16 protein-coding genes and 1 pseudogene are annotated in these 21,439 nt (G+C 73.6%); 11 read left to right on the top strand and 6 right to left on the bottom strand.

What is annotated here, in order from left to right:
* Window positions 1-5 precede the first annotated feature (5 nt).
* From iolB to Asera_RS20170, 5 genes are all read left to right on the top strand, one after another.
* On the top strand, window positions 6-851 hold the full coding sequence (gene iolB / locus Asera_RS20190) for a 5-deoxy-glucuronate isomerase (protein WP_030444661.1): 846 nt from the start codon (window positions 6-8) through the stop codon (window positions 849-851).
* Complete coding sequence (gene iolD, locus Asera_RS20185; RefSeq protein ID WP_030444662.1) at window positions 848-2,707, top strand: 3D-(3,5/4)-trihydroxycyclohexane-1,2-dione acylhydrolase (decyclizing); 1,860 nt, start codon at window positions 848-850, stop codon at window positions 2,705-2,707. Before iolB ends, iolD begins: the two co-directional genes overlap by 4 nt.
* A gap of 13 nt (window positions 2,708-2,720) precedes the next feature.
* Window positions 2,721-4,196, top strand: a complete 1,476-nt coding sequence (locus Asera_RS20180; RefSeq protein WP_030444663.1) for a CoA-acylating methylmalonate-semialdehyde dehydrogenase — start codon at window positions 2,721-2,723, stop codon at window positions 4,194-4,196.
* Between the two features lie 86 nt (window positions 4,197-4,282).
* A complete protein-coding gene (locus Asera_RS20175; RefSeq protein ID WP_030444664.1) occupies window positions 4,283-4,807 on the top strand; it encodes a gamma carbonic anhydrase family protein in 525 nt (174 codons plus the stop codon).
* A gap of 210 nt (window positions 4,808-5,017) precedes the next feature.
* A complete protein-coding gene (locus Asera_RS20170) occupies window positions 5,018-7,363 on the top strand; it encodes a lamin tail domain-containing protein (protein WP_211255480.1) in 2,346 nt (781 codons plus the stop codon).
* A 77-nt stretch (window positions 7,364-7,440) separates the two neighbouring features.
* Here the strand turns inward: Asera_RS20170 and Asera_RS20165 are convergent, their stop codons facing one another.
* Window positions 7,441-7,878: a nitroreductase family deazaflavin-dependent oxidoreductase gene (locus tag Asera_RS20165; protein WP_030444666.1), complete on the bottom strand. Its 438-nt coding sequence runs from the start codon at window positions 7,876-7,878 to the stop codon at window positions 7,441-7,443.
* A 116-nt stretch (window positions 7,879-7,994) separates the two neighbouring features.
* On the opposite strand from Asera_RS20165, the gene msrB reads away from it, so the two are divergent.
* The 5 genes from msrB to Asera_RS20140 all read left to right on the top strand — a co-directional run bounded on the left by msrB (window position 7,995) and on the right by Asera_RS20140 (window position 11,872).
* The gene (gene msrB, locus Asera_RS20160; protein WP_030444667.1) at window positions 7,995-8,423 is read left to right on the top strand and encodes a peptide-methionine (R)-S-oxide reductase MsrB; all 429 of its coding nucleotides are present in this window, start codon (window positions 7,995-7,997) and stop codon (window positions 8,421-8,423) included.
* 409 nt (window positions 8,424-8,832) lie between these two features.
* Window positions 8,833-9,375, top strand: coding sequence for a hypothetical protein (locus tag Asera_RS20155; RefSeq protein WP_157034630.1), 543 nt, complete (start codon window positions 8,833-8,835; stop codon window positions 9,373-9,375).
* 56 nt (window positions 9,376-9,431) lie between these two features.
* Window positions 9,432-9,890, top strand: a complete 459-nt coding sequence (locus Asera_RS20150; protein WP_030444669.1) for a GNAT family N-acetyltransferase — start codon at window positions 9,432-9,434, stop codon at window positions 9,888-9,890.
* A gap of 132 nt (window positions 9,891-10,022) precedes the next feature.
* On the top strand, window positions 10,023-11,366 hold the full coding sequence (locus Asera_RS20145; RefSeq protein WP_030444670.1) for a C1 family peptidase: 1,344 nt from the start codon (window positions 10,023-10,025) through the stop codon (window positions 11,364-11,366).
* Between the two features lie 113 nt (window positions 11,367-11,479).
* Window positions 11,480-11,872, top strand: a complete 393-nt coding sequence (locus Asera_RS20140) for a VOC family protein (RefSeq protein ID WP_030444671.1) — start codon at window positions 11,480-11,482, stop codon at window positions 11,870-11,872.
* 151 nt (window positions 11,873-12,023) lie between these two features.
* On the opposite strand, the gene Asera_RS20135 is transcribed toward Asera_RS20140, so the two are convergent.
* On the bottom strand, window positions 12,024-15,824 hold the full coding sequence (locus Asera_RS20135) for an NEW3 domain-containing protein (protein WP_035295409.1): 3,801 nt from the start codon (window positions 15,822-15,824) through the stop codon (window positions 12,024-12,026).
* A 106-nt stretch (window positions 15,825-15,930) separates the two neighbouring features.
* On the opposite strand from Asera_RS20135, the gene Asera_RS20130 reads away from it, so the two are divergent.
* Complete coding sequence (locus tag Asera_RS20130) at window positions 15,931-17,205, top strand: ROK family transcriptional regulator (RefSeq protein WP_169745797.1); 1,275 nt, start codon at window positions 15,931-15,933, stop codon at window positions 17,203-17,205.
* Window positions 17,206-17,246: 41 nt separating this feature from the next.
* Here the strand turns inward: Asera_RS20130 and Asera_RS20125 are convergent, their stop codons facing one another.
* From Asera_RS20125 to hemE, 4 genes and pseudogenes are all read right to left on the bottom strand, one after another.
* Entirely contained in the window at window positions 17,247-17,933 is a 687-nt protein-coding gene (locus Asera_RS20125) for a helix-turn-helix domain-containing protein (protein ID WP_030444673.1), read from the bottom strand.
* Window positions 17,934-18,130: 197 nt separating this feature from the next.
* Window positions 18,131-18,835, bottom strand: coding sequence for a hydrogen peroxide-dependent heme synthase (gene hemQ, locus Asera_RS20120; protein ID WP_030444674.1), 705 nt, complete (start codon window positions 18,833-18,835; stop codon window positions 18,131-18,133).
* A gap of 173 nt (window positions 18,836-19,008) precedes the next feature.
* Window positions 19,009-20,352, bottom strand: a pseudogene (gene hemG, locus Asera_RS20115) (protoporphyrinogen oxidase); the annotation flags it as partial.
* 31 nt (window positions 20,353-20,383) lie between these two features.
* Window positions 20,384-21,439: a uroporphyrinogen decarboxylase gene (gene hemE / locus Asera_RS20110; RefSeq protein ID WP_030444676.1), complete on the bottom strand. Its 1,056-nt coding sequence runs from the start codon at window positions 21,437-21,439 to the stop codon at window positions 20,384-20,386.

The following is a 21,439-nucleotide window of genomic DNA, read 5'->3' as shown; positions in this document are numbered from 1 at the left end:
CTGGAATGGACTGGTATCAACCGTTCGGCGCTACCGCGAGTCCACCGTGGACGGTCCGGACCGGGCTGTCGTACGCCGGGCTGTCGGTACTGGCGCTGGCACCCGGTGGCAGCGCCACGATCGACACCGGCGAGCAGGAGATGCTGGTACTCCCGCTGGCCGGCGCCGCGCACGTCGAGTGCGGCGGGCAGCGGTACGAGCTGGCCGGCCGGGCCGACGTGTTCGCCGGTCGCAGCGACTTCGCCTACCTGCCACGGCGATCGAGCGCCACCGTCGGTTCGGCCGCGGGCGGCCGGTTCGCCGTCGCCGCCGGCCCGTGCGAGCGCGACCTTCCCTTCCGGTACGGGCCGGCCGGGCAGGTGCCGGTGGAGCTGCGCGGCGCGGGCCGGTGCAGCCGGCAGGTCAACAACCTCGCTTCGGCCGACGGTTTCGAGTGCGACCGGCTGATCGTGGTCGAGGTGCTCACCCCGGACGGCAACTGGTCCAGCTACCCGCCACACAAGCACGACGAGCACTCCGCGGACGAGTCGGAGCTGGAGGAGCTCTACTACTTCGAGATCGGCGGCGACGGCGCGGGCTACCACCGGGTGTACGGCACCGGGCAGCGGCCGATCGACGTGCTCGCCGAGGTGCGCACCGGTGACGTGGTGCTGGTGCCGTACGGCTGGCACGGGCCGTCGATGGCCGCGCCGGGATACCCGATGTACTACCTGAACGTGATGGCCGGGCCGCGGCCGGAGCGGGCCTGGCGGATCCGCGACGATCCGGCGCACGCCTGGATACGGTCCACCTGGGACGGTGCGCCGATCGACGGGCGGCTGCCGATGGGCGACACGGAGGGGGCGTCATGACGCGGGCCACGGTGGCGCAGGCGCTGGTGAGCTTCCTGGCGAACCAGTACACCGAGCGGGACGGGGTGCGGCGGCGGCTGTTCGCCGGCTGCTTCGGCATCTTCGGGCACGGCAACATCGCCGGGATCGGCCAGGCGCTGCTGCAGGCGGGCGACGAGCTGCGTTACTACCAGGCCCGCAACGAGCAGGCGATGGTGCACACCGCGGCGGCGTACGCGCGGGTCAGCGACCGGCTGTCGACGTTCGCCTGCACCTCGTCGATCGGGCCGGGCGCGACGAACATGGTCACCGGGGCGGCCGGCGCCACCATCAACCGGCTGCCGGTACTGCTGCTGCCCGGCGACGTGTTCGCGACCCGGCCGGCCGACCCGGTGCTGCAGCAGCTGCAGACCTCGTCCGCCGGGGACGTGTCGGTGAACGACTGCCTGCGCCCGGTGTCGGTGTGGTTCGACCGGATCATGCGGCCGGAGCAGCTGCTCGACGCGGCACCCGCGGCGATGCGGGCGCTGACCGACCCGGCCGCGACCGGCGCGGTCACCCTGGCGCTGCCGCAGGACGTGCAGGCCGAGGCGTACGATTGGCCGGCCGCGTTCACCGCGCCCCGGGTCTGGCCGGTACGCCGCGCGGTGGCCGATCCGGAGTCGCTGGCCGAGGCGGTGGCGGCGATCCGGGCCGCCCACCGGCCGCTGATCGTCGCCGGTGGCGGCGTGCGGTACTCGGCCGCCACCGGCGCGCTCGCCGGGTTCGCCGCCGCGACCGGCATCCCGGTCGCCGAGACGCAGGCCGGCAAGGGGTCGCTGCGACACGACCACCCCGGCGCGGTCGGCGCGATCGGCGCCACCGGAAGCACCGCGGCGAACGCGCTGGCCGCCGAGGCCGACCTGGTGCTCGGCATCGGTACCCGGTTCGCCGACTTCACCACCGCCTCGCACACCGCGTTCGCCGATCCGGACGTACGGTTCGTCAACGTCAACGTGTGCGCCGCGGACGCGGTACGGCTGTCCGGCCTCGCGGTGCTCGCCGACGCGCGCCGGGCGCTGGAGCAGCTCACCGGCGCGCTCGCGGGCTGGCAGGTACCCGATGCGTACCGCCGGCGCGCGGCCGACCTCGCCGCCGCCTGGTCGTCCACTGTGGATCGTGCATACCGGTTGGGGCACGCCCCGCTGCCGGCGCAGAGCGAGGTGATCGGGGCGGTGAACGAGGCCGCCACCGACGCCGACATCGTGGTGTGCGCGGCCGGTTCGATGCCCGGCGACCTGCACAAGCTGTGGCGCGCCGGCGCGCCCCGGCAGTACCACGTGGAGTACGGGTACTCGTGCATGGGCTACGAGATCGCCGGCGGGCTCGGCGCCAAGCTCGCGATCGGCGCCGAGGGCGAGGTGTTCGTCCTGGTCGGTGACGGCTCGTACCTGATGATGGCGCAGGAGCTGGTGACCGCGGTCGCCGAGGGCGTCAAGCTGATCGTGGTACTGGTCGACAACGCCGGGTTCGCCTCCATCGGCGCGCTGTCCGAGACGGTCGGTGCGCCGCGCTTCGGCACCTGGTACCGCTACCGGGACGAGAGCGGCGGGCTGACCGGCGACGTGCTGCCGACCGACCTCGCCGCCAACGCCGCCAGCCTCGGCGCCGCGGTATGCGAGGTGTCCACTGTGGACGAACTGCGTTCGGCGCTGGCCGCCGCCCGCCGCGGCGAGCGCACCACCGTGATCCGGATCGCCACCGATCCACTCGTACCGGCGCCGGACTCGGCCGCCTGGTGGGACGTGCCGGTCGCCGAGACGGCGGGACTGGCCGCCACCGTCACCGCGCGCCGCGAGTACGAGCAGGCCAAGCAGGCGCAACGCCACTATCTGTAGGGGAAGCGGAACGATGCAGACGATCGAGCACTGGATCGACGGGACGAGCACCGCCGGCGACGGCACCCGCAGCGCACCGGTGTACAACCCGGCGACCGGCCAGGTGCAGTCGCGGGTACGGCTGGCCGAGAAGTCCGATGTGGACACCGCGGTTGCGTCCGCACGGGCGGCGTTCGACGACTGGCACGAGCTGTCACTCGCCAAGCGCACCGAGATCCTGTTCCGGTTCCGCGAGCTGCTCACCGCGCACACCGACGAGCTGGCCGGGGTGATCACCGACGAGCACGGCAAAACCCTCGACGACGCCCGCGGCGAGGTGGCCCGCGGCCGCGAGGTCGTCGACTTCGCCTGCGGGATCGCCCACCTGCTCAAGGGCGCGTACTCCGACCAGGTGTCCACCGGGGTCGACGCGTGGTCGCTGCGAGCGCCGCTCGGCGTGTGCGCCGGGATCACCCCGTTCAACTTCCCGGCGATGGTGCCGCTGTGGATGCATCCGATCGCGATCGCCGCGGGCAACACGTTCGTGCTCAAGCCCAGCGAGCGGGACCCGTCCGCGGCGCTGATCCTGGCCCGGCTGTGGCAGCGGGCCGGGCTGCCGGACGGGGTGTTCACGGTGCTGCACGGCGACGCGGTCGCGGTCGACGCGCTGCTCGACCACCCGGACGTGGCCGCGGTGTCGTTCGTCGGCTCCACCCCGATCGCCCGGCACGTGTACCAGCGGGGTACCGCCGCCGGCAAGCGGGTGCAGGCGCTCGGCGGCGCGAAGAACCACGCCGTCGTGCTGCCGGACGCCGACCTCGCCGATGCCGCCCGACAGATCACCGGCGCCGCGTACGGCTCGGCCGGCCAACGCTGCATGGCGATCTCGGCGGTGGTGGCGGTCGGTGACTGCGCCGACGACCTGGTTGCCGCGCTGGCCGAGCTGGCCCGCGGGGTCCGGGTCGGCGCCGGCCGGGACGCCGGTACCGAGCTGGGTCCGGTGATCACCGCGCAGGCGGCGGAGCGCATCGTCGGGCACGTCGAGCGGGCCACCGCGGACGGCGCGACGCTGGTGGTGGACCGGCGCGAGCAGCCCGGTGACGGCTTCTTCGTCGGCCCGTGCCTGCTCGACCACGTCGGCGTCGACCAGGAGATCTACCGTACCGAGGTGTTCGGGCCGGTCCTCGCGGTGCTGCGCGCGGCCACCCTGGACGAAGCGATCGCGCTGGTCAACGCGAACCCGTACGGAAACGGGGCGGCGATCTTCACCGGCAGCGGCGCGGCCGCCCGCCGGTTCGGCCGGGAGGTGACCGCGGGGATGGTCGGCATCAACGTGCCGATCCCGGTACCGATGGCCTACCACGCGTTCGGCGGCTGGAAGGACTCGCTGTTCGGCGACACGCACGTGTACGGCACCGAGGGGGTGGCGTTCTACACCCGCGCCAAGGCGGTCACCGCACGCTGGCCGCGCGGTGCGGCGGCTCCGCAGTACCACTTCCCCACCAGCTGAACGCGGCGACGACCCGGCGCGGCTGCCATGATCGTCGGTGGCCCGGGCGACCGCCCCGGCCACCGACGAACGCCGAGGTGGTTCGCATGTCCCGCATCCTCGCCCTGCCCGGCGCCGTACCGCACCTCGCTCCGGGCGTCGTGGTCCTGCCCGGCGCAACCGTGGTCGGCGACGTGAGCCTGGCCGACGACGTCGGCGTCTGGTACGGCGCGGTGCTGCGCGGCGACGTCGCGCCGGTGTCGATCGGCGCCGCCAGCAACGTCCAGGACACCGCCGTGCTGCACGCCGACCCCGGGTTCCCGGCGAGCATCGGTGCGCGGGTCACCATCGGCCACGGCGCGGTCGTGCACGGCGCGACCGTCGGCGACGACTGCCTGATCGGCATGCGCGCCACCGTGCTCAACGGCGCCCGGATCGAGCCGGGCTGCCTGATCGCCGCCGGCGCGGTGGTACCACCCGGCGCGCAGGTTCCGGCCGGTTCGCTGGTCGCCGGCGTACCGGGCAAGGTCCGCCGTCCGGTGAGCGACGCCGAAGCGGCGACGATCGCCGCCTCCTGGCAGCTGTACGTGGCCCTCGCCCACCGACACCGCGACGAAGTGACGCCCGCCTGAAGCAGCGTCCGAGCCCGCCGGTCGGGTGGACTTCAGGGGGTCGATACCGCGGCGTTACTGACTTGTCCGGCTCCGGGTGGTAGGCAGAAGGGCTGCCCACGCCCGGTGGTGCAGAGGTACCGACGGGACTGCCGACAAGGCTCGGGGCGCCGGCCGTCCCCCACGACCGATCCAGGAGGCTCCAGCGTGTTGTCCCGCATCACGGCCGCCGTGGCGAGACGGCGGCGCCGCGCCGTACTCGGCGGCGCGCTCGCTCTCGCCACGGCCGGTGGCCTGACCCTCGCCGCGGTCACGCCCGCGCAGGCCGCGTCCGACGACGTGGTGATCACCCAGGTGTACGGCGGTGGCGGCAACTCCGGCGCCACCCTCACCAACGACTACGTCCAGCTGCACAACCGCGGTGGCAGCGCCGTCGACGTGTCCGGCTGGAGCGTGCAGTACGCGTCCGCCACCGGCACCAGCTGGCAGGTCACGAAGCTGACCGGCGCCATCCCGGCCGGCGCCGACTACCTGGTCGCCGAGGCGGCCGGTGCCGGCGGCAGCACGCCGCTGACCGACCCGAACGTGACCGGCTCGATCGCGATGAGCGCCACCTCCGGCCGGGTCGCCCTGGTCACCGTCGGTACCGCGCTGGCCTGCGGCGCGTCCTGCGCCGGCACCGACGGCGTCCGCGACTTCGTCGGGTACGGGAACGTCACCGACGCCGAGGGCAGCCCGGTACCGGCGCTGTCCAACACCACCGCCGCGCTGCGCGGCGACGCCGCCGACTCCGACGACAACGCCACCGACTTCACCGTCGGTGACCCGGATCCGGCCGGTACCGGCAGCACCCCGCCGCCGACCGGCGAGCCGGCCCGCATCCACGACATCCAGGGCGCCGCGCACCACTCGCCGCTGACCGGCAAGCCGGTCACCGAGGTACCCGGTGTGGTCACCGCGGTCGGCCCGCAGGGCTTCTGGTTCCAGGACCCGCACCCGGACCGTGACCCGGCCACCAGCGAGGGCCTGTACGTGTTCACCTCGGCCAAGCCGACCGTGGCCCGCGGCGACAGCGTGACCGTGGCCGGCACGGTCAGCGAGTACCGGCCGGGCAACAGCGCCACCAACCTGTCCACCACCGAGCTGACCAGGCCGACCGTCACCGTCGTCGGCCACGACGCGCGGCTGCCGAAGGCCGTCGTACTCGGCCCCGCTGGCCTGCGGATCCCGCGCGCGGTGCGCACCGACTCGCCCGGCGACGTGGAGAAGAGCGCCACGTTCGACCCGCGGCACAACGCGCTCGACACGTACGAGTCGGTCGAGGGCATGCTCGTCGCGGTGCGGCACGCCACCGCCGTCGGCCCGACCAACTCGTACGGCGAGCTGCCGGTGCTGCCGGCCGGCGACCCGGGCGTGCGGACCCGCAACGGCGGCGTCAAGTACACCGGCTACGACAACGCGAACACCGGCCGGCTGATCCTGTCCTCGACGCTGGCGAAGGTGCCGGACGCGAACACCGGCGACCGGCTGACCGGCACCGTGTCCGGGCCGCTGGACTACCAGTTCGGCAACTACATGCTCTACCCGACCGCGAGCCCGACGGTCGTCTCCGGCGGCCTGCGGCCGGGCACCACCCGGCCGCAGCGGGCCGGTGAGCTGTCGATCGCCACGTACAACGTGGAGAACCTGGCGCCGGGCGACCCGCAGAGCAAGTTCGACAAGCTCGCCACCGGCATCGTGCACAACCTGTCCTCGCCGGACATCGTCGCGGTGGAGGAGATCCAGGACAACGACGGCGCCACCGACGACGGCGTGGTCGCCGCGGACGTGACCTGGAACAAGCTGATCGACGCCGTCACCGCGGCCGGCGGCCCGAAGTACCAGTGGCGCTCGATCGACCCGGTGAACGACCAGGACGGCGGGCAGCCCGGCGGCAACATCCGGGTCGGCTTCCTGTTCCGTACCGACCGTGGGCTGTCCTTCGTGGACCGCTCGCCCGGCGACTCGACCACACCGGAGTCGGTCACCTCGGTGCACGGGGTACCGCAGCTGACGCACTCGCCGGGCCGGGTGGCACCGGCCGACGACGCCTGGCAGGACTCGCGCAAGCCGCTCGCCGGCGAGTTCTCCTACCACGGCAAGCCGCTGTTCGTGCTCGCCAACCACTTCGCGTCCAAGGGCGGCGACGACCCGCTGATGGGCCGCTACCAGCCGCCGGCGCGCGGCTCGGAGACGCAGCGCGACCAGCAGGCGGTGCTGGTGCACCGGTTCGTCGGGCAGCTTCAGGCGATCGACCCGGCCGCGAGGATCGTGGTACTCGGTGACCTGAACGACTTCGAGTTCTCCGACACGGCGCACACCCTGACCGCCGACCACTCGCTCGTCGACCTGCCGGGCACGCTGCCGCTGCGGGACCGCTACACCTACGACTACGAGGGCAACTCGGAGGTACTGGACCACCTGATGGTCTCGCCGTCGCTGCTGCCGCGGCACGACTACCAGGTGGTGCACATCAACAGCGAGTTCGCCAACCAGACCAGCGACCACGACCCGCAGATCGCCCGGGTCCGGCCGTAGCCAGGTACCGTCCGGTGTCGCGCCAGACGCGGCGCCGGGCGGTGCGCACCGGTGGCGGAGGCGGCCCGGCGACGCGGTCAGTCGGTCGGGGTGAGGACGAAGACCGGGATGATCCGGTCGGTCTTCGTCTGGTAGTCCGCATAGTCCGGGTAGGCCTCGACCGCCCGACGCCACCAGGTCTCCCGCTCGGCGCCGGTCGCCTCGTGCGCCACCATCGCCCGTTTGACCGGCCCGTCCTGCAGTTCGACGTGTGGGTCGGCAACGAGGTTGTGGTACCAGACCGGGTGTTTCGGCGCGCCGCCGAGCGAGGCGACCACCGCGTAGTCGCCGTCGTGCTCGACCCGCATCAGCGGCGTCTTGCGGATCTTGCCGCTGCGGGCACCGCGGCTGGTGAGAATCACCACCGGGATGCCGCGCATCGTGGTGCCCTCGGTGCCGCCGGAACTCTCGTACCGCTCCACCTGGTCGCGCGAATGCTGCGACGGGCTCGGTGCGTACTCCCCCTGCAAGGCCATGCCGCCAGTCAACTCCTCCGTACCGCCGGTCGGGCTCGATTCGAACGATAGGGCGGCATCGCGCCGGCGGCCACGCGAGCACCGGAGCGGCTGGGCAGGCGACGTACCGTTGAAGCATGACTGAGCAGAGCACCAGCCGGCCGCTGCCGGCCACCGAGGACGAGTGGCGCGAGCGGTTGAGCCCCGAGGAGTTCGCGGTGCTGCGGGAGGCGGCCACCGAGCGTCCGTTCACCGGCGAATACGTCAACACCACCACCGAGGGTGTCTACCGGTGCCGGGCCTGCGGGGCGGAGCTGTTCCGCAGCGACACCAAGTTCGAGTCGCACTGCGGCTGGCCGTCGTTCTACACCCCGCTGGCCGGGGAGGCCGTGCGGCTGATCACCGACACCAGTCTCGGCATGACCCGCACCGAGGTGCGCTGCGCCACCTGCGACTCGCACCTCGGCCACGTGTTCGAGGGTGAGGGCTACGACACCCCCACCGACCAGCGGTACTGCATCAACTCCGTCTCGCTGACCCTGGAGCCGCGCGAACCCGCCTCCTGACCCGGCGAGATGGCACCCTGTCAGGGCGCGAAAACACTGCCCCGTAGGTAGTCGGGGCGTCGACCGGGTAACCGTCGTTGCCCGGTCGGCTGGTCTCCGCCGCCCGGTCCGATCCGGACGGATGTCCGGCGCGGATGACGCCTACCCGCCCGGAGCCGGCGCCGGACGCTGGTGGCCGTTCGATAGCGTCGGTCGGTCCAGTACGGTCCCGCCAGCGCGCAGTCCGCCGCTGCGACCGCCGCCGGCAGACCGAGGAGTACCGATGCAGCCGCCCGAACCACGCCGCCCACCGGCCGCCGGCGCCCCCGCCCCCGGTCCCGGAGTGCCCACACCCAGCGTCGGTGCACCCCCTGGGATGCCAGTGAGCGCGGTGCCGCCCGGGATGCCGGTGAGCGCGGTGCCGCCCGGGATGCCAGTGAGCGCGGTGCCGCCCGGGATGCCGGTGAGCACGGTGCCGCCGGGACGGGCGGCGGCGGGGCCGGGGCGGCGGCCGACCAGCGTCACGCTGGCCGGGGTCGGCGACCTGGTGGCCGCACTGCCGCTGCTGATCATCGCCGCGACGCTGGCGCTGCTGGGACTCGCGCTGCGCGGCGACATCCGGCCCGCCGCGTCCGCCGAGCTGCTGGCCGGGGCCGCCGTCGTGCTGCTGGTACTCGCCGCGATGGTGGTCTGCGGCGTCCTCACGCTGCGGGGCCACCCTGCTGGCCGGATCGGCACCTACCTGCTCGGCTGCCTGTTCGGGCTGGTCGGCGTGCTCGGCTGCCTCGGCGCGGTGGCGCGTTCGGTCGTGACCTTCGCCCCGGTCAACGTCATCGGCGGGCTCGCCGCGGTGCTGCTGATCGTGACCACTGTCGGGCCGGTGGTGCTGCTGTCGCTGCCGAGCTCCCGCGGCTACTTCGACGCCCGACGTCAGCCGCCCGTGGCCCCGCCTCCGGCCGCCCCGCCGCGCTGAGCCGAGCGCCGGAGGTCCGTGGCCGGTGTCGCGGTCGGCACAATAGGCTCGGCACCGTGAGTGATCTGACCTTGCGGCGGGCCCGGTTCGCCCAGCTGACCAGCGCCGATCTGTACGAGATCCTGCGGCTGCGGGTGGACGTGTTCGTGGTCGAACAGGACTGTCCGTACCCGGAGCTGGACGGCCGGGACACCGAACCGGACACCGTGCACCTGTGGTACGAGCGGGGCGGCGCGATCGCCTCGTACCTGCGCATCCTCGCCGAGCCGGGGGGCGCCGCCCGGATCGGCCGGGTGTGCACCACCGCGGACGCGCGCGGCGGCGGCCTCGCCGGCCGGTTGCTCGACCAGGCGCTGGTCGCCATCGGGCCACGCACCGTCGCGCTCAGCGCGCAGAGCCATCTGACCGGCTTCTACGCCCGGTACGGCTTTCGCCCGGACGGGGCGTCGTTCCTGGAAGATGGCATCCCGCACACACCCATGGTGCGTTCGCACGAACAGCCTCCGGCCACGTAGGGTCGGCATCGGCGCCGGTCGATCGGCGGGTCGCGGCGCCGTACGAGGTTCCGGCGGACGAGGCACCCCCTGCGGTCGGAACCTCCCAGCCCGACAGCCGGTGCAGCGATGCCCGGTGGAAAGGAAGCAGGCATGGACGCTGGCAGCCGGAACACCCTCGGTACCGACGAGCTGGAGTTGCTGCGCAAGCAGTTCGCCGCCAACCCGGCGAACCGGGTCGCGCAGAACGCCGTGGCCGCGACCCCGGTCGACCAGGTGGCGCTGGACCGGTCGGTGGGCAACGGCATCGACCATGCCGTGTCGCACCTGCTCGACGACTGGAAGGCGACCGACCAGCAGAAGAGCGGCCGGTGCTGGCTGTTCGCCGGGCTCAACCTGCTCCGGGTCGGTGCGAAGCGGAAGCTGAACCTCAAGGACTTCGAGTTCTCCCAGAACCACCTGATGTTCTGGGACAAGCTGGAGCGCGCCAACTACTTCCTGACCGCGGTGATCGAGACCGCCGGCGCCGACGTCGACGACCGTACCGTCGCGCACCTGCTCAGCCACGTCGCCGAGGACGGCGGCCAGTGGAACATGTTCGTCGCGCTGGTGGCCAAGCACGGGCTGGTGCCGAAGAGCGCGATGCCGGAGACCGACTCGTCCGGGCAGACCGCCCGGATGAACTCGATCCTGCAGAAGGTGCTGCGCGAAGGCGCGTACACGCTGCGCACCGCGGCGGCCGCCGGTGCCACCGAGGACGAGCTCGACGAGCAGCGGCGGGAGATCCTCACCGTGGTGTACCGGGTGCTCGCCATCCACCTGGGCAACCCGCCGGAGCGGTTCGAGTGGCAGTGGACCGACGCCGACCGGCAGTACCACCGGGACGGCGAGCTGACCCCGCAGCAGTTCGCGCAGCGTTACGTCGAGCTGCCGCTGGCCGACTACGTCTGCCTGGTGCACGACCCGCGCAACCCGACCGGCCGCACTTACACCGTCGAGTACCTCGGCAACGTGCTGGGTGGCGCCCCGGTGGTCTACCTCAACGTGGACATGGCGGTGCTCAAGGACGTCGCGGCGAAGACGATCACCGGCGGCGAGCCGGTCTGGTTCGGCTGCGACGTGGCGCAGCAGTTCGACAAGAAGCTCGGCGTGTGGGACGCGAAGCTGCTCGACTACCCGTCGGTCTACTCGACGACGTTCGCGCTGAGCAAGGCCGACCGGCTCACCTATCACGAGTCGGCGATGTCGCACGCGATGCTGTTCACCGGCGTGGACATCGCCGACGATGGCACGCCGCGGCGCTGGCGGGTGGAGAACTCCTGGGGGACCGACCTCGGCCAGGAGGGCTTCTTCACCATGACCGACTCGTGGTTCGACGAGTACGTGTTCGAGATCGCGGCCCGTGCCGACCTGCTGCCGGCGGAGCTGCAGGAGGCGCTGTCCGGCGAGCCGACCGTGCTGCCGGCCTGGGACCCGATGGGCGCCCTCGCCCGCTGACCGCGCACCGCCGGCCGGGCATCCGTCACCGCGACGGGTGCCCGGCCGGTCCGTTCGGTACGCGTCCGATTTCGTCAAGGGTCGACGCCGGCATCGCCGCTAGCGTGGCCGGCATGACTGCACAACTCGACTGCATCGACCTGGTCACCACCGACCTCGCCGCCTCGCTCGCCTTCTACCGGTCGCTCGGGCTCGACATCGCGCCCGACGCGGAGACCCAGCCGCACGTGGAGGCGCCGCTGCCCGGGGGCATGCGGCTGATGTGGGACACCCTGGACGTGGTCCGCTCGATGCACCCGGACTGGACGGCGCCGAGCGGCAGCCCGCGCGTCGGGCTGGCCTTCCGCTGCGCCGATCCGGCCGAGGTCGACGCCACCTACCGGCGGCTGGTCGCGGCCGGCCGGCCCGGGGTGGCGGAGCCGTTCGACGCGCCCTGGGGCCAGCGCTACGCGAGCCTGCTCGACCCGGACGGCAACGGCGTCGACCTCTACGCCGCGATCGCCTGACCGCGGCGAAACCGGCACCACCAGCCGGCGCCACCAGCCGACATCGCAGCTGGCACCACCCGGCCCGCACCACCGGCCGGGGCGAAGCCGGCACCACCGGCGGGTGAGCACCGGGGCCGGGCCCGCGGCCCGGCCCCGGTGCCCGGCGTGATCACTCCACGGTGATCGTGGCGGCCTCGATCGACCCGGTGAAGAAGTACGAGTCGGCGGTGCCGGTGGTGCCCTTGCCGAGATCCATCGGACCGTTGCCGACCGGCAGGTAGCCACCGTTCGGCGTCGCCGAGCCGGTACCGCTGCCCGCCCCGGACACCGTGACCGACAGCCGGGTCCCGTCCCAGCGGGCGGCGATGTCGTACCGCTGGCCCGCCTCGGCGTGCACCCCGGACTGGGCGATCGCGTAGGTCGATCCCGGGTGGTCGACCTGCGACATCCGGAAGGTGAACGTGCCGTCCGGGTTGAGGTACACCGTCCAGCCGGTCGAGTAGCTCGACGACAGGCTGCGGGCGTTCGCGACCGCCTGGTAGGCGCCGCCCACCTTGCCCGGGACGACACCGGTCAGCCGCAGCGTCCAGGTCTGCCCGGCGCCGATCGACTCCGGCTGGTACCGGTCGTCGTAGGGCACCGTGACCGCGCCGTCGGCGGTACCGTCGAACACCGCGCCGGTGTCGCTGAACGTCACCCCGGAGCCGGCGTGGCCGTCGTGCCCGGAGCCGGACAGGTCGGCTGCACACCCGCGGCCGAAGTCCCACTGCGCGCGGGTGCCCGGCTCGACCTGCGGTGGCGCACCGGTACAGACCACCATGGTGGTGGTCGCGTCGGCGCTGCCGGTGGTGTGGCCGGCCCACCGGTCGGTGCGCCAGCCGTACTCGGCGGTGGCGGTCAGCGTCGGCTGGGTGTCGGCCGGGTGCCCGTCCGGTGCGACGTGCCAGCGCACGGTCGCCGACTCCCCCGGCGCCACCGGGCCGGTCGCCGGCGAGGTGCGCTGCACCGACCAGCCGTCCGGCGCCGCCAGGGTGATGTCCACATCGGACAGTGGCGCGCAGCCCCGGTTGGTGATGGTTGCGGTGGCGGTCGCCGGCCCGTCGCCGTCCAGGAACGCCGCGGTCGCGTCGAGGCTCAGCGTGGCCGCCGGGGCGGACTGCGTCGGCACCATGGGCAGTACGGTCACCGCGACGGTCTTCGCCGGTGGCTGGTCACCGAGTCCGATGCCGACGGTGTGCCGGCCCGGCGAGCACACCGTGGTACCGAGCCCGACCGGTACCACGCCCTCGTCGTGCCGCTGGAACGAGATCACCTGCTTCGGTGTGGTGAAGCCGATCCCCTTGGCCAGCGACCGGTCGTCGGTACTCACCGGCGTGCCGTCGACGTAGAGCCGGACGCGCGGGTCGTCGAGGTAGCCGGCGCCGCCGGTGTTGACGACCTCGGCGGTGACCTGCAGCGGGTACCCGGCCCGCACGCTCGGGTGCCCGACCGCGGTGTCCGCGATCTCCACCTGCGGCGCGCCGGTCATCTTCCGGTAGTTCGCCTGGTAGTCCGAGACCGCGCGGGCGAACGAGTAGGCGGGGGCCGCCTCCTGCTGCCGCCAGCCGATCCGGATGTCGGCCGGGTCGGTCAGGGCGGGCAGCGTGATGCGGTTGGCGTGGAAGGTCCGCACGCTACGCCCGTTCACCGTGACCGAGGTGACGGTGTCGTTCTGCGGGATGCTGATCACGATGCTCTTCGGCGCGGTCCGGGTCGGCGGGTCGAGCCGCATCGTGGCGCCCGCGTCGCCGACCTCGATCGAGTACTCCAGGTGCCCGAAGTCGGTGTCGCCGGCGAACGCGATGCGCTGGCCGGGCCGCGCCCACTGCGGCGACCACACGTTGGCCAGGTGCAGCGAGTCGTCCTGCCCCTCGTACGCGAGCATGTCGTGCAGCATCGTCAGGTACTTGCCGGCGAACTCGCCGTGCGGCATCGTGTCGGTCTGCGGGTTGTGCCGCCCCCACCGCTCGACCGCCCGTACCGCCTCGGCGGCCATGTGCGTGGACGAGGTGTGCAGCAGCAGGCCGTACAGGTAGCGCAGCGCCGCCCACTGGTCGCCCCGGCGTACGTCGGTGATCGCGATCGAGGTCGTCGTGTAGCTGTGCAGCATGTTCTCCAGGCCGCCCTCCGGGTAGCCGAAGATGCCCTCGAAGGTCTTCTGCTCCCAGGCCTTCATGCTGGCGGTCACCCACGGGTCCTGCGGGTCGAGCGCGCCGGTCGGCCAGACCGCCTCCAGGTTGCCCCAGTCGATCCCGTACACGGCGCCGTACCAGCCGGTCCGCACGCCGGTGGCCTGCGCGCCCTCCAGCGTGGTGGGCAGGAAGCCGAGCTGGTCCACCGCCGGCTTCACCTTCTCCCGCAACAGGTCGACGTACTTCGTCCGGCGCTGCGTCCACTCGCCGGCGGTGGCGTCGTCCCCGACCGCCCGCGCGATCGCCGCCGCGCCCTGCTCGCCCGCGATGTTCCACAGGTCGTAGGTCAGCAGGTGGCCGCGCACCCCTTCGTTGTCGTGGTCCATCGCCGCCTCGGGCATCAGCCCGCCGTCGCGGAACTTCCACTCCCAGGCCATCGCCCGCTGGACCGCGGGCCACACCTGCCGGGCGAACGCCGCGTCGTGGGTGGCCGCGTAGTAGTTGCCGAACGCCCAGAGCGCCTGCCCGGTCGCGTCGAGCTGCCCGCTCTGCGAGTTGAACTGCCCGTCGTCGTGCTGGTAGTCCAGCATCGCCACGTCGACCCCGCGCACGATGTCGGGAAACCCGGCGTCGAGCATGCCGTCCATGTCGAACGCGGCGTCCCGCAGCCAGTAGCCGTCGTACACGGTGGGGTTGGCGTCCCAGAAGTACTTCCCGTCGACCCGGTCGAAGCTGAGCAGCGACAGCGCCAGGCTCGCCTTGTAGGTGTCCAGGATCTTGCTCTCGACCCCGGTACCGGGCACCTCGATCCGGGTTCCGGCGCGGTCGAGGGTGCGGTGCCAGAAGTCCGCGGTCCCGGTCAGATACTCCTGGTACGAGGCGCCGGAGATCGCGGCGAGGTCGGATTCCTGCGCGACGAAGTACGGCAGCTTGAACACCAGCGACCGGGTCTGGCCCGCCGCCAGGCGCACGTCGTAGTCGAGGTTCCCGCCGCTGGCCCGGTCGGGGCTCTGGTCGGCGGTGAACAGCAGCTTGCCGTCGCCGAGGTAGGCGTTGCGTGCCTCGTCCCAGGCCGCGCTCGCGGGCCGGGCCGGGCCGGTGGTACCGGCGGCACCCGCGACCTTGTCGTTGCCGAGCCCGACCGAGAACCGGTACGTGGTGGTCGCGTCGCCGGTGTTGGTCAGGTTCACCCGGACGAAGTTGACCATGTTGTCGACCGGCGCGTCGAGCCGCCGCTGCGGGTTGCCGTAGGTCTCCCGGTACGCGACCTGGGTGACGTCCGGGACCGTCGCCGCGTACATCTGGATCTCGTTGCGGACACCGTCGCGATCGAACCGCTCCCGCAGGATCGGCAGGTACCCGTCCTGCCAGGTCTTGACCCGCTGGTCGATCGGGGTGCGGTCGGCACCGGTGGCGAAGGTCAGGGTGCCGAACGCGGTCTGCAGGTCGCCCTTCGCGGTGACGACGGACTCCTCCGGCCCGCCGTACACACCGAGCACCGACACCGGGTTGCGGTACCAGTCGAACGGCTCGTTCGGGTCGTCGGAGACGGGCGGCAGCGCCGCCTGCTGCTGCGGCGAGGTGGTCACCCCGTACGGCGTGCGCAGGAAGTCGTTGTACGGGTTGCCGTACGGGTTGTGCACCGCCGGGGCCAGGGGCGTCGGTCCGGGCGCGGAGCCGTCGACCGGGGCGGGTGCGGCGAGCGCCGGGCCGGTGGGCGCGACCACCTGCGCGGCGACGGCGGCGACCAGCGCAAGGGCGACCGCCAGGACGAGGGATCGGGGACGTTTCGAATGCATGGTGACAGCTCCTGCCGTACGCGACCGCTACCGGTCGGCCACCGCCTGCGCCAATGTGCCACTTACGTAAGCTCTTTTCGAAACTTTGCTTCGGTACTATGCCCTGGTGACACGAGGTCGTCAAGAGCCGCCAGGAACGTCCGGTACGACGGGGCCGCCGCTGCTGCGACTGATCAACCAGGGCAAGGTGCTGGCCGTCCTGCGGGCCGGCGGGCCGCTGCGGGTGGGCGAGCTGGCCCGGCTCTCCGGCCTGTCCCGCCCCACCGTCAGCCACGTCATCGACCAGCTGTCCGAGGCCGGCTGGGTCGACTACCTGGACCGAGCGCCGGACGCGCAACGCCAGCTCGGCCGGCCCGCCCGGGTGGTGCGCTTCCGCGCCGACGCCGGCTACGTGCTGGGCATCGACATCGGACCGCACCAGACCGCCGTCCTGGTCGCCGACCTGGACGGCCGCACCGTCGGATCGGCCCGCCGGATCACCTCCTCGGCGCAGGACCAGCACCAGCTCCTCGCCGCCGTCCGGTCCGCGGTCGACACGGCGCTGAGCGCGGCCGGGATCGCCCACGATGCGGTGCTGTCGGTGGCGGTCGGCAGCCCCGGCATCATCGACCGGGACGCGGGCACCGTCGTGCAGGCGCCCGGGCTGCCGGGATGGACGACGCTCGACCTCAAGCAGCAACTGCGGCGCTTCTTCCGCTGCCCGGTCCTGGTCGACAACGACGTCAACCTGGCCGTCCTCGGCGAGCGGTGGCGCGGGGTGGCCCGCGACGCCGACACCGTCGTGTTCGTCCTGTGGGGCGAACGGGTCGGCGCCGGTATCTGCATCCGTGGCCAGCTGCACCGCGGCAAGGGCGACGCCGCCGGAGAGATCGGCTACCTCACCGTGCTCGGCGACGACGACGGCGCGCAACCCGACGACGAGGGCCGCGGGCCGTTCGAGCGCGAGGTCGGGGCCAGCGCGATCCTCCGCCTCGCCCGCACCCTCGCGGCCGACCCCGCCCGCGCGTCGGTGCTCGCCGACCGGCCGGATCTGGACGTACCGGAGGTGTTCGCGGCGGCCGGCGACGACCCCGTCGCCCGGGAGGTGGTGGACACCATCGCCGTACGGCTCGCCCGCGGACTCGCGCCGCTGCTGCTGACGCTCGACCCGGACGTCCTCGTCATCGGCGGCGGGATCTCGCGGGCCGGCCCGCGCATCCTCGACTCGGTCGACCAGCACCTGCAACGGTTGGTGCTCACGCCCACCCCGCTGCGGCTGTCCGCCCTCGGCGGGGACGCGGTCGTCACCGGCGCCATCCGCTACGCGCTCGACGACGTCCAGGCGCGGTTGCTCCCCAGCGCCGACGCCACCGACCCGGCGGCAGGCATCCGGCAACCGTGACGACCGCCGCGGGCCGCCCGGCGCAGGTACCCGGAGGCGGTTCAGTCGGCCAGCAGGACGGTCGGGGGGACGCCGGTGAGGGCGCGCACGTCGCGGCTGAGGTGGGCCTGGTCGGCGTACCCGAAGTCGGCCGCCACCACCACCAGCGATCGCCCGCCCCGGGCCGCGTCCAGCGCCCGGTTCATCCGCAGGATCCGGGCCAGGGTCTTCGGCCCGTACCCGAAGACGTCGCGGCAGCGCCGGTGCAGCTGCCGCTCGCTGAGGTACGAGTCGGCCGCGACGGTGCCGACCGGGGTACCACGGGCGAGCTCGGCGACGAGCCGGCGCAGCCGCGGATCGTTCGCGGTGAACAACGGTCCGGCCAGCGCCCGGGCGAGCTCGGTGGCCGGGTCGGGCGCGGCGGCGAGCCGGTCGGCCAGCGCGCGCACCCGGCGCGCCGGCCACAGGGCGGACAGCGGTACCCGGCTGTCGCGCAGCTCGCGGGCGGGGACACCGAGCACGGCGGGGCCGACGCCGGGGTCGAACCGTACGGCCGCGAGCCGCATGCCGGGCGGGCTGTCCGCCGGGTGCGCGTGGGTGTCCGGCCCGGCGACGATCAGCTCGCCGTCGACGGCGATGAGATCCATGCAGCCGTCCGGCAGGACCCGGCCGGTGGAGCCGGCCGGTCCGACCCGGCGGGTCCACAGCGTGGCCCCGGGTACGGCGGTCCGCCACTGCCGGTACGGGATCTCGTCCCCGGTGGTCGGGCTCGCGCCGCCCGAACCCGCAGCACCCGGGCCGACGCCGCTCGAACCGGCGGCACCCGGGCCGACGCCGCCCGAACCGGCGGCACCCGGGGAGACGCCGGCCGAGCCGGCACCGGCCGCGATGGTGGCGGCCGGTGCGGTCACGATCGGCATGGGCTCGACCACGGGCGTTCGACCGGCTACGGCAGGGCGGCGATGATCTCGGCGATGTCGCGCCGGCGGCCGGTGTGGAACGGGATCTCCAACCGGGTGTGCCGGCGCGCGGTCGCGGCCCGCAGCTCGCGCATCAGGTCCACGATGCGGTGCAGCTCGTCCGCCTCGAACGCGAGGATCCACTCGTAGTCGCCGAGCGCGAACGCGGGCACCGTGTTGGCCCGCACGTCCGGGTATGCGCGGGCCATCTTGCCGTGCTCGGCGAGCATGAAGCGGCGCTCGTCGTCGGGCAGCAGGTACCACTCGTACGACCGGTTGAAGGGGTAGACGGCGACGTAGTCGTGCGGTTGCTCGGACAGGAACGCCGGCAGGTGGCTCTTGTTGAACTCGGCCGGCCGGTGCACCGCCATCGACGACCAGGTGGGCGTCAGGTACCGGCCGAGCTGGGTACGGCGCACCGCACCGAACGCCTCCTGCAACGCGTCCGGATCGGCGGAGTGCCACCAGATCATCAGATCGGCGCCGGCCCGCAGTCCGGACACGTCGTACGTGCCGCGCACCTCGACGCCCTTGTCCGGCAACGCTTCCAGCAGCCCGGTCAGCTCACCGGTCAGCTCGTCGCGCAGCGTCGGCAGCGGCGCGGTCGCGGCGAACACCGACCACATGGTGTACCGCACGGTCGCGTTGAGTTCCCGGATCCGGGCGGCGTTGCTCGCGGTCTCGTCGGACATCGTCAATCTCCTGTGCTGATCTCGGCGGGTTCAACATCGGCTGCTGCGGCGCGGCGGCCGACTCCCGGCCCGGCCGCGGAACGGTCGGCCGCCGCCGCGGCGGGACGGTCGGCGGCCGGTGCGGCGGCAAGGCGGGCGGCGGCGGCAAGGCGGTCGGCGGCCGGCGTGGCGGCAAGGCGGTCGGCGGCGGCGAAGCCGGAACGGACGCAGACCGGAATGCCCACCCCGTCGTAGCCGGCGCCCGCCAGCGCCAGCGTCGGGTGCTCGGCGAGCCCGGCCCGGGCGCGGGCGATCCGGTCCAGGTGGCCCGGCCCGTACTGCGGGAGGGCGCCGCCCCAGCGCTGCACCCGGACCCCGACCGGGTCGGGCAGCCGGGTACCGAGGATCGCCGCGAGGTCGGCGCGGGCCAGCTCGGCCAGGTCGGCGTCGGCGCACTGTAGCACCCGGGTCTCGCCGTACCGGCCGAGCGAGAGCCGCACCAGCGAGACGTCCGGGGCGGCCAGGTGCGGCCACTTGTGCCCGACGAACGTGGCCGCCTTGATCGCGTACCCCTCGGTCGCCGGGACGAGGAACCCGGACGAGGCCGGCAGCACGTCACCGGGCAGGACCAGGGTGACCAGCGCGATGCTCGCGTAGTCGAGCACGCCGACCTCGGCCGCGACGGCCGGCGCGAACCCGGACAGCAACCGGGCGGCCGGCCGGGCCGGTACGGCGAGCACCACCGCGTCGGCGGTCAGGTGTTCCGGATCGCGGGTGGAGCCGACGGTCAGCCGCCAGCCGGACGGAGTGGGCGCGAGCTCGCGGACCGGCGCGTCCAGCCGGGCGGTCGCGCCGCTCGCCGCGGCCAGCGCGGTGGCGAACGCGGACAGCCCGCCGGCGGGCACACCGAACATCGGGCCGGTCGTCCTCGGCGCGGCGGCCTGCGCGGCGCGGACCGCGGCGGACAGGGTCCGCTCGTGCTGCGCGGCGGCGTGCAGGGCGGGCACCGTGACGGCGAGCGACAGGTCGTCGGCGCGGCCCGCGTACACCCCGCCGAGCAGCGGGTCGACCAGCCGGTCGACGACCTCGTCGCCGTACCGGGGGCGCACCAGCGCACCGACCGACACGTCGGCGCCGGCCGCCAGCAGCGGGTCCGGGCCGCCCGGCGGCTCCGGCGTCGCCCGCGCCGGGCCCGCACTGTCCAATGTGGATGGATCGGTCGGGATGCCGAGCAGGGTACCGCGCGGCACCGGTCGCGTCGCGCCGGCCGCGACGATGCCGGCCGGCAGCGGCGCCGGCTGCGCCAGCGCGCCGAGCCCGAGCGCACCGGCCAGCTCGGCGACCACCGGATCGCGCAGCAGCACCGACTCGGCGCCCTGCTCGACCCGGACGCCGGCCACCTCACCGGTGGTGAGCTTGCCGCCGAACCGGCCGGCCTGGTCCAGCAGGGTGATGTCCACACCGGCGCCGAGGCGGTGGCGCAGTCGCCACGCCGCGCTCAGGCCGCTGATCCCGGCACCCACGACCGCTACGTGCACGCCTCCATCATTGCCCGCGCGCCGCCGGCGGCTACGCCGGGGGCAGCTGGTGCACCAGATCGACCACCCTGGCCAGCATGTCCGGATCGGTCTCCGGCAGTACCCCGTGGCCGAGGTTGAACACGTGCCCGGCGGCCTGGTCACCCTCGGCGCAGATCCGCCGTACCTCGTCGGCCACCACCGGCCACGGCGCGAGCAGCAGCGCCGGGTCCAGGTTGCCCTGCACCGCCCGCTCCGGGCCGACCGCCTCGGCCGCGGCCGACAGCGGGGTACGCCAGTCGACGCCGACCACGTTCGCGCCGGCCGCGGCCATCGCCGGCAGCAGGTGACCGGTACCCACGCCGAAGTGGATCCGCGGCACCTGCGGCGCGGCCTGCGCGACGGTACGCAGCACCGCCGCCGAGTGCGGCGCGACGAACGTGGCGTAGTCGGCGGCGGAGAGCGCACCGGCCCACGAGTCGAACAGCTGCACCGCCGACGCCCCGGCCGCCACCTGTACCTTCAGGAACTCACCGGCGATCCCCGCGAGCCGGGAACACAGCTCGTGCCACACCTCGGGCTGCCCGTGCATCAACGCCTTGGTACGGGCGTGGCTGCGCGACGGTCCGCCCTCGATCAGGTAGCTGGCCAGCGTGAACGGCGCCCCGGCGAACCCGATCAGCGGGGTGTCACCGAGCTCGGCGACCAGCGCCCGCACCGCGGTGCGCACGTACCCGACATCGTCGGGGGCGAGCGGCCGGATCGCGGCGACCGCGGCAGCGTCCCGGACCGGCTCGGCGACGACCGGGCCGACCCCCGGCTGGATGTCCACGTCGATGCCCGCCGCGGCGAGCGGCACCACGATGTCGGAGAACAGGACCGCGGCGTCGACGCCGAGCCGGCGCACCGGCTGCAGGGTGATCTCGGTGATCAGCTCCGGCGTACGGCAGGCGGTCAGCATCGGCACGCCCTCGCGCAGCGCGCGGTACTCCGGCAGCGAGCGACCGGCCTGACGCATGAACCAGACCGGCCGGCGGCCGGTCGGGCGGCGCCGGCAGGCGGCAAGGAACGGGGACTCGGTACTCGTCGGCGTGCTCATCGCGGCCAT

Source organism: Actinocatenispora sera (assembly GCF_018324685.1).
GTDB lineage: Bacteria > Actinomycetota > Actinomycetes > Mycobacteriales > Micromonosporaceae > Actinocatenispora > Actinocatenispora sera.
This window is presented reverse-complemented; position numbering and strand designations above follow the sequence as displayed.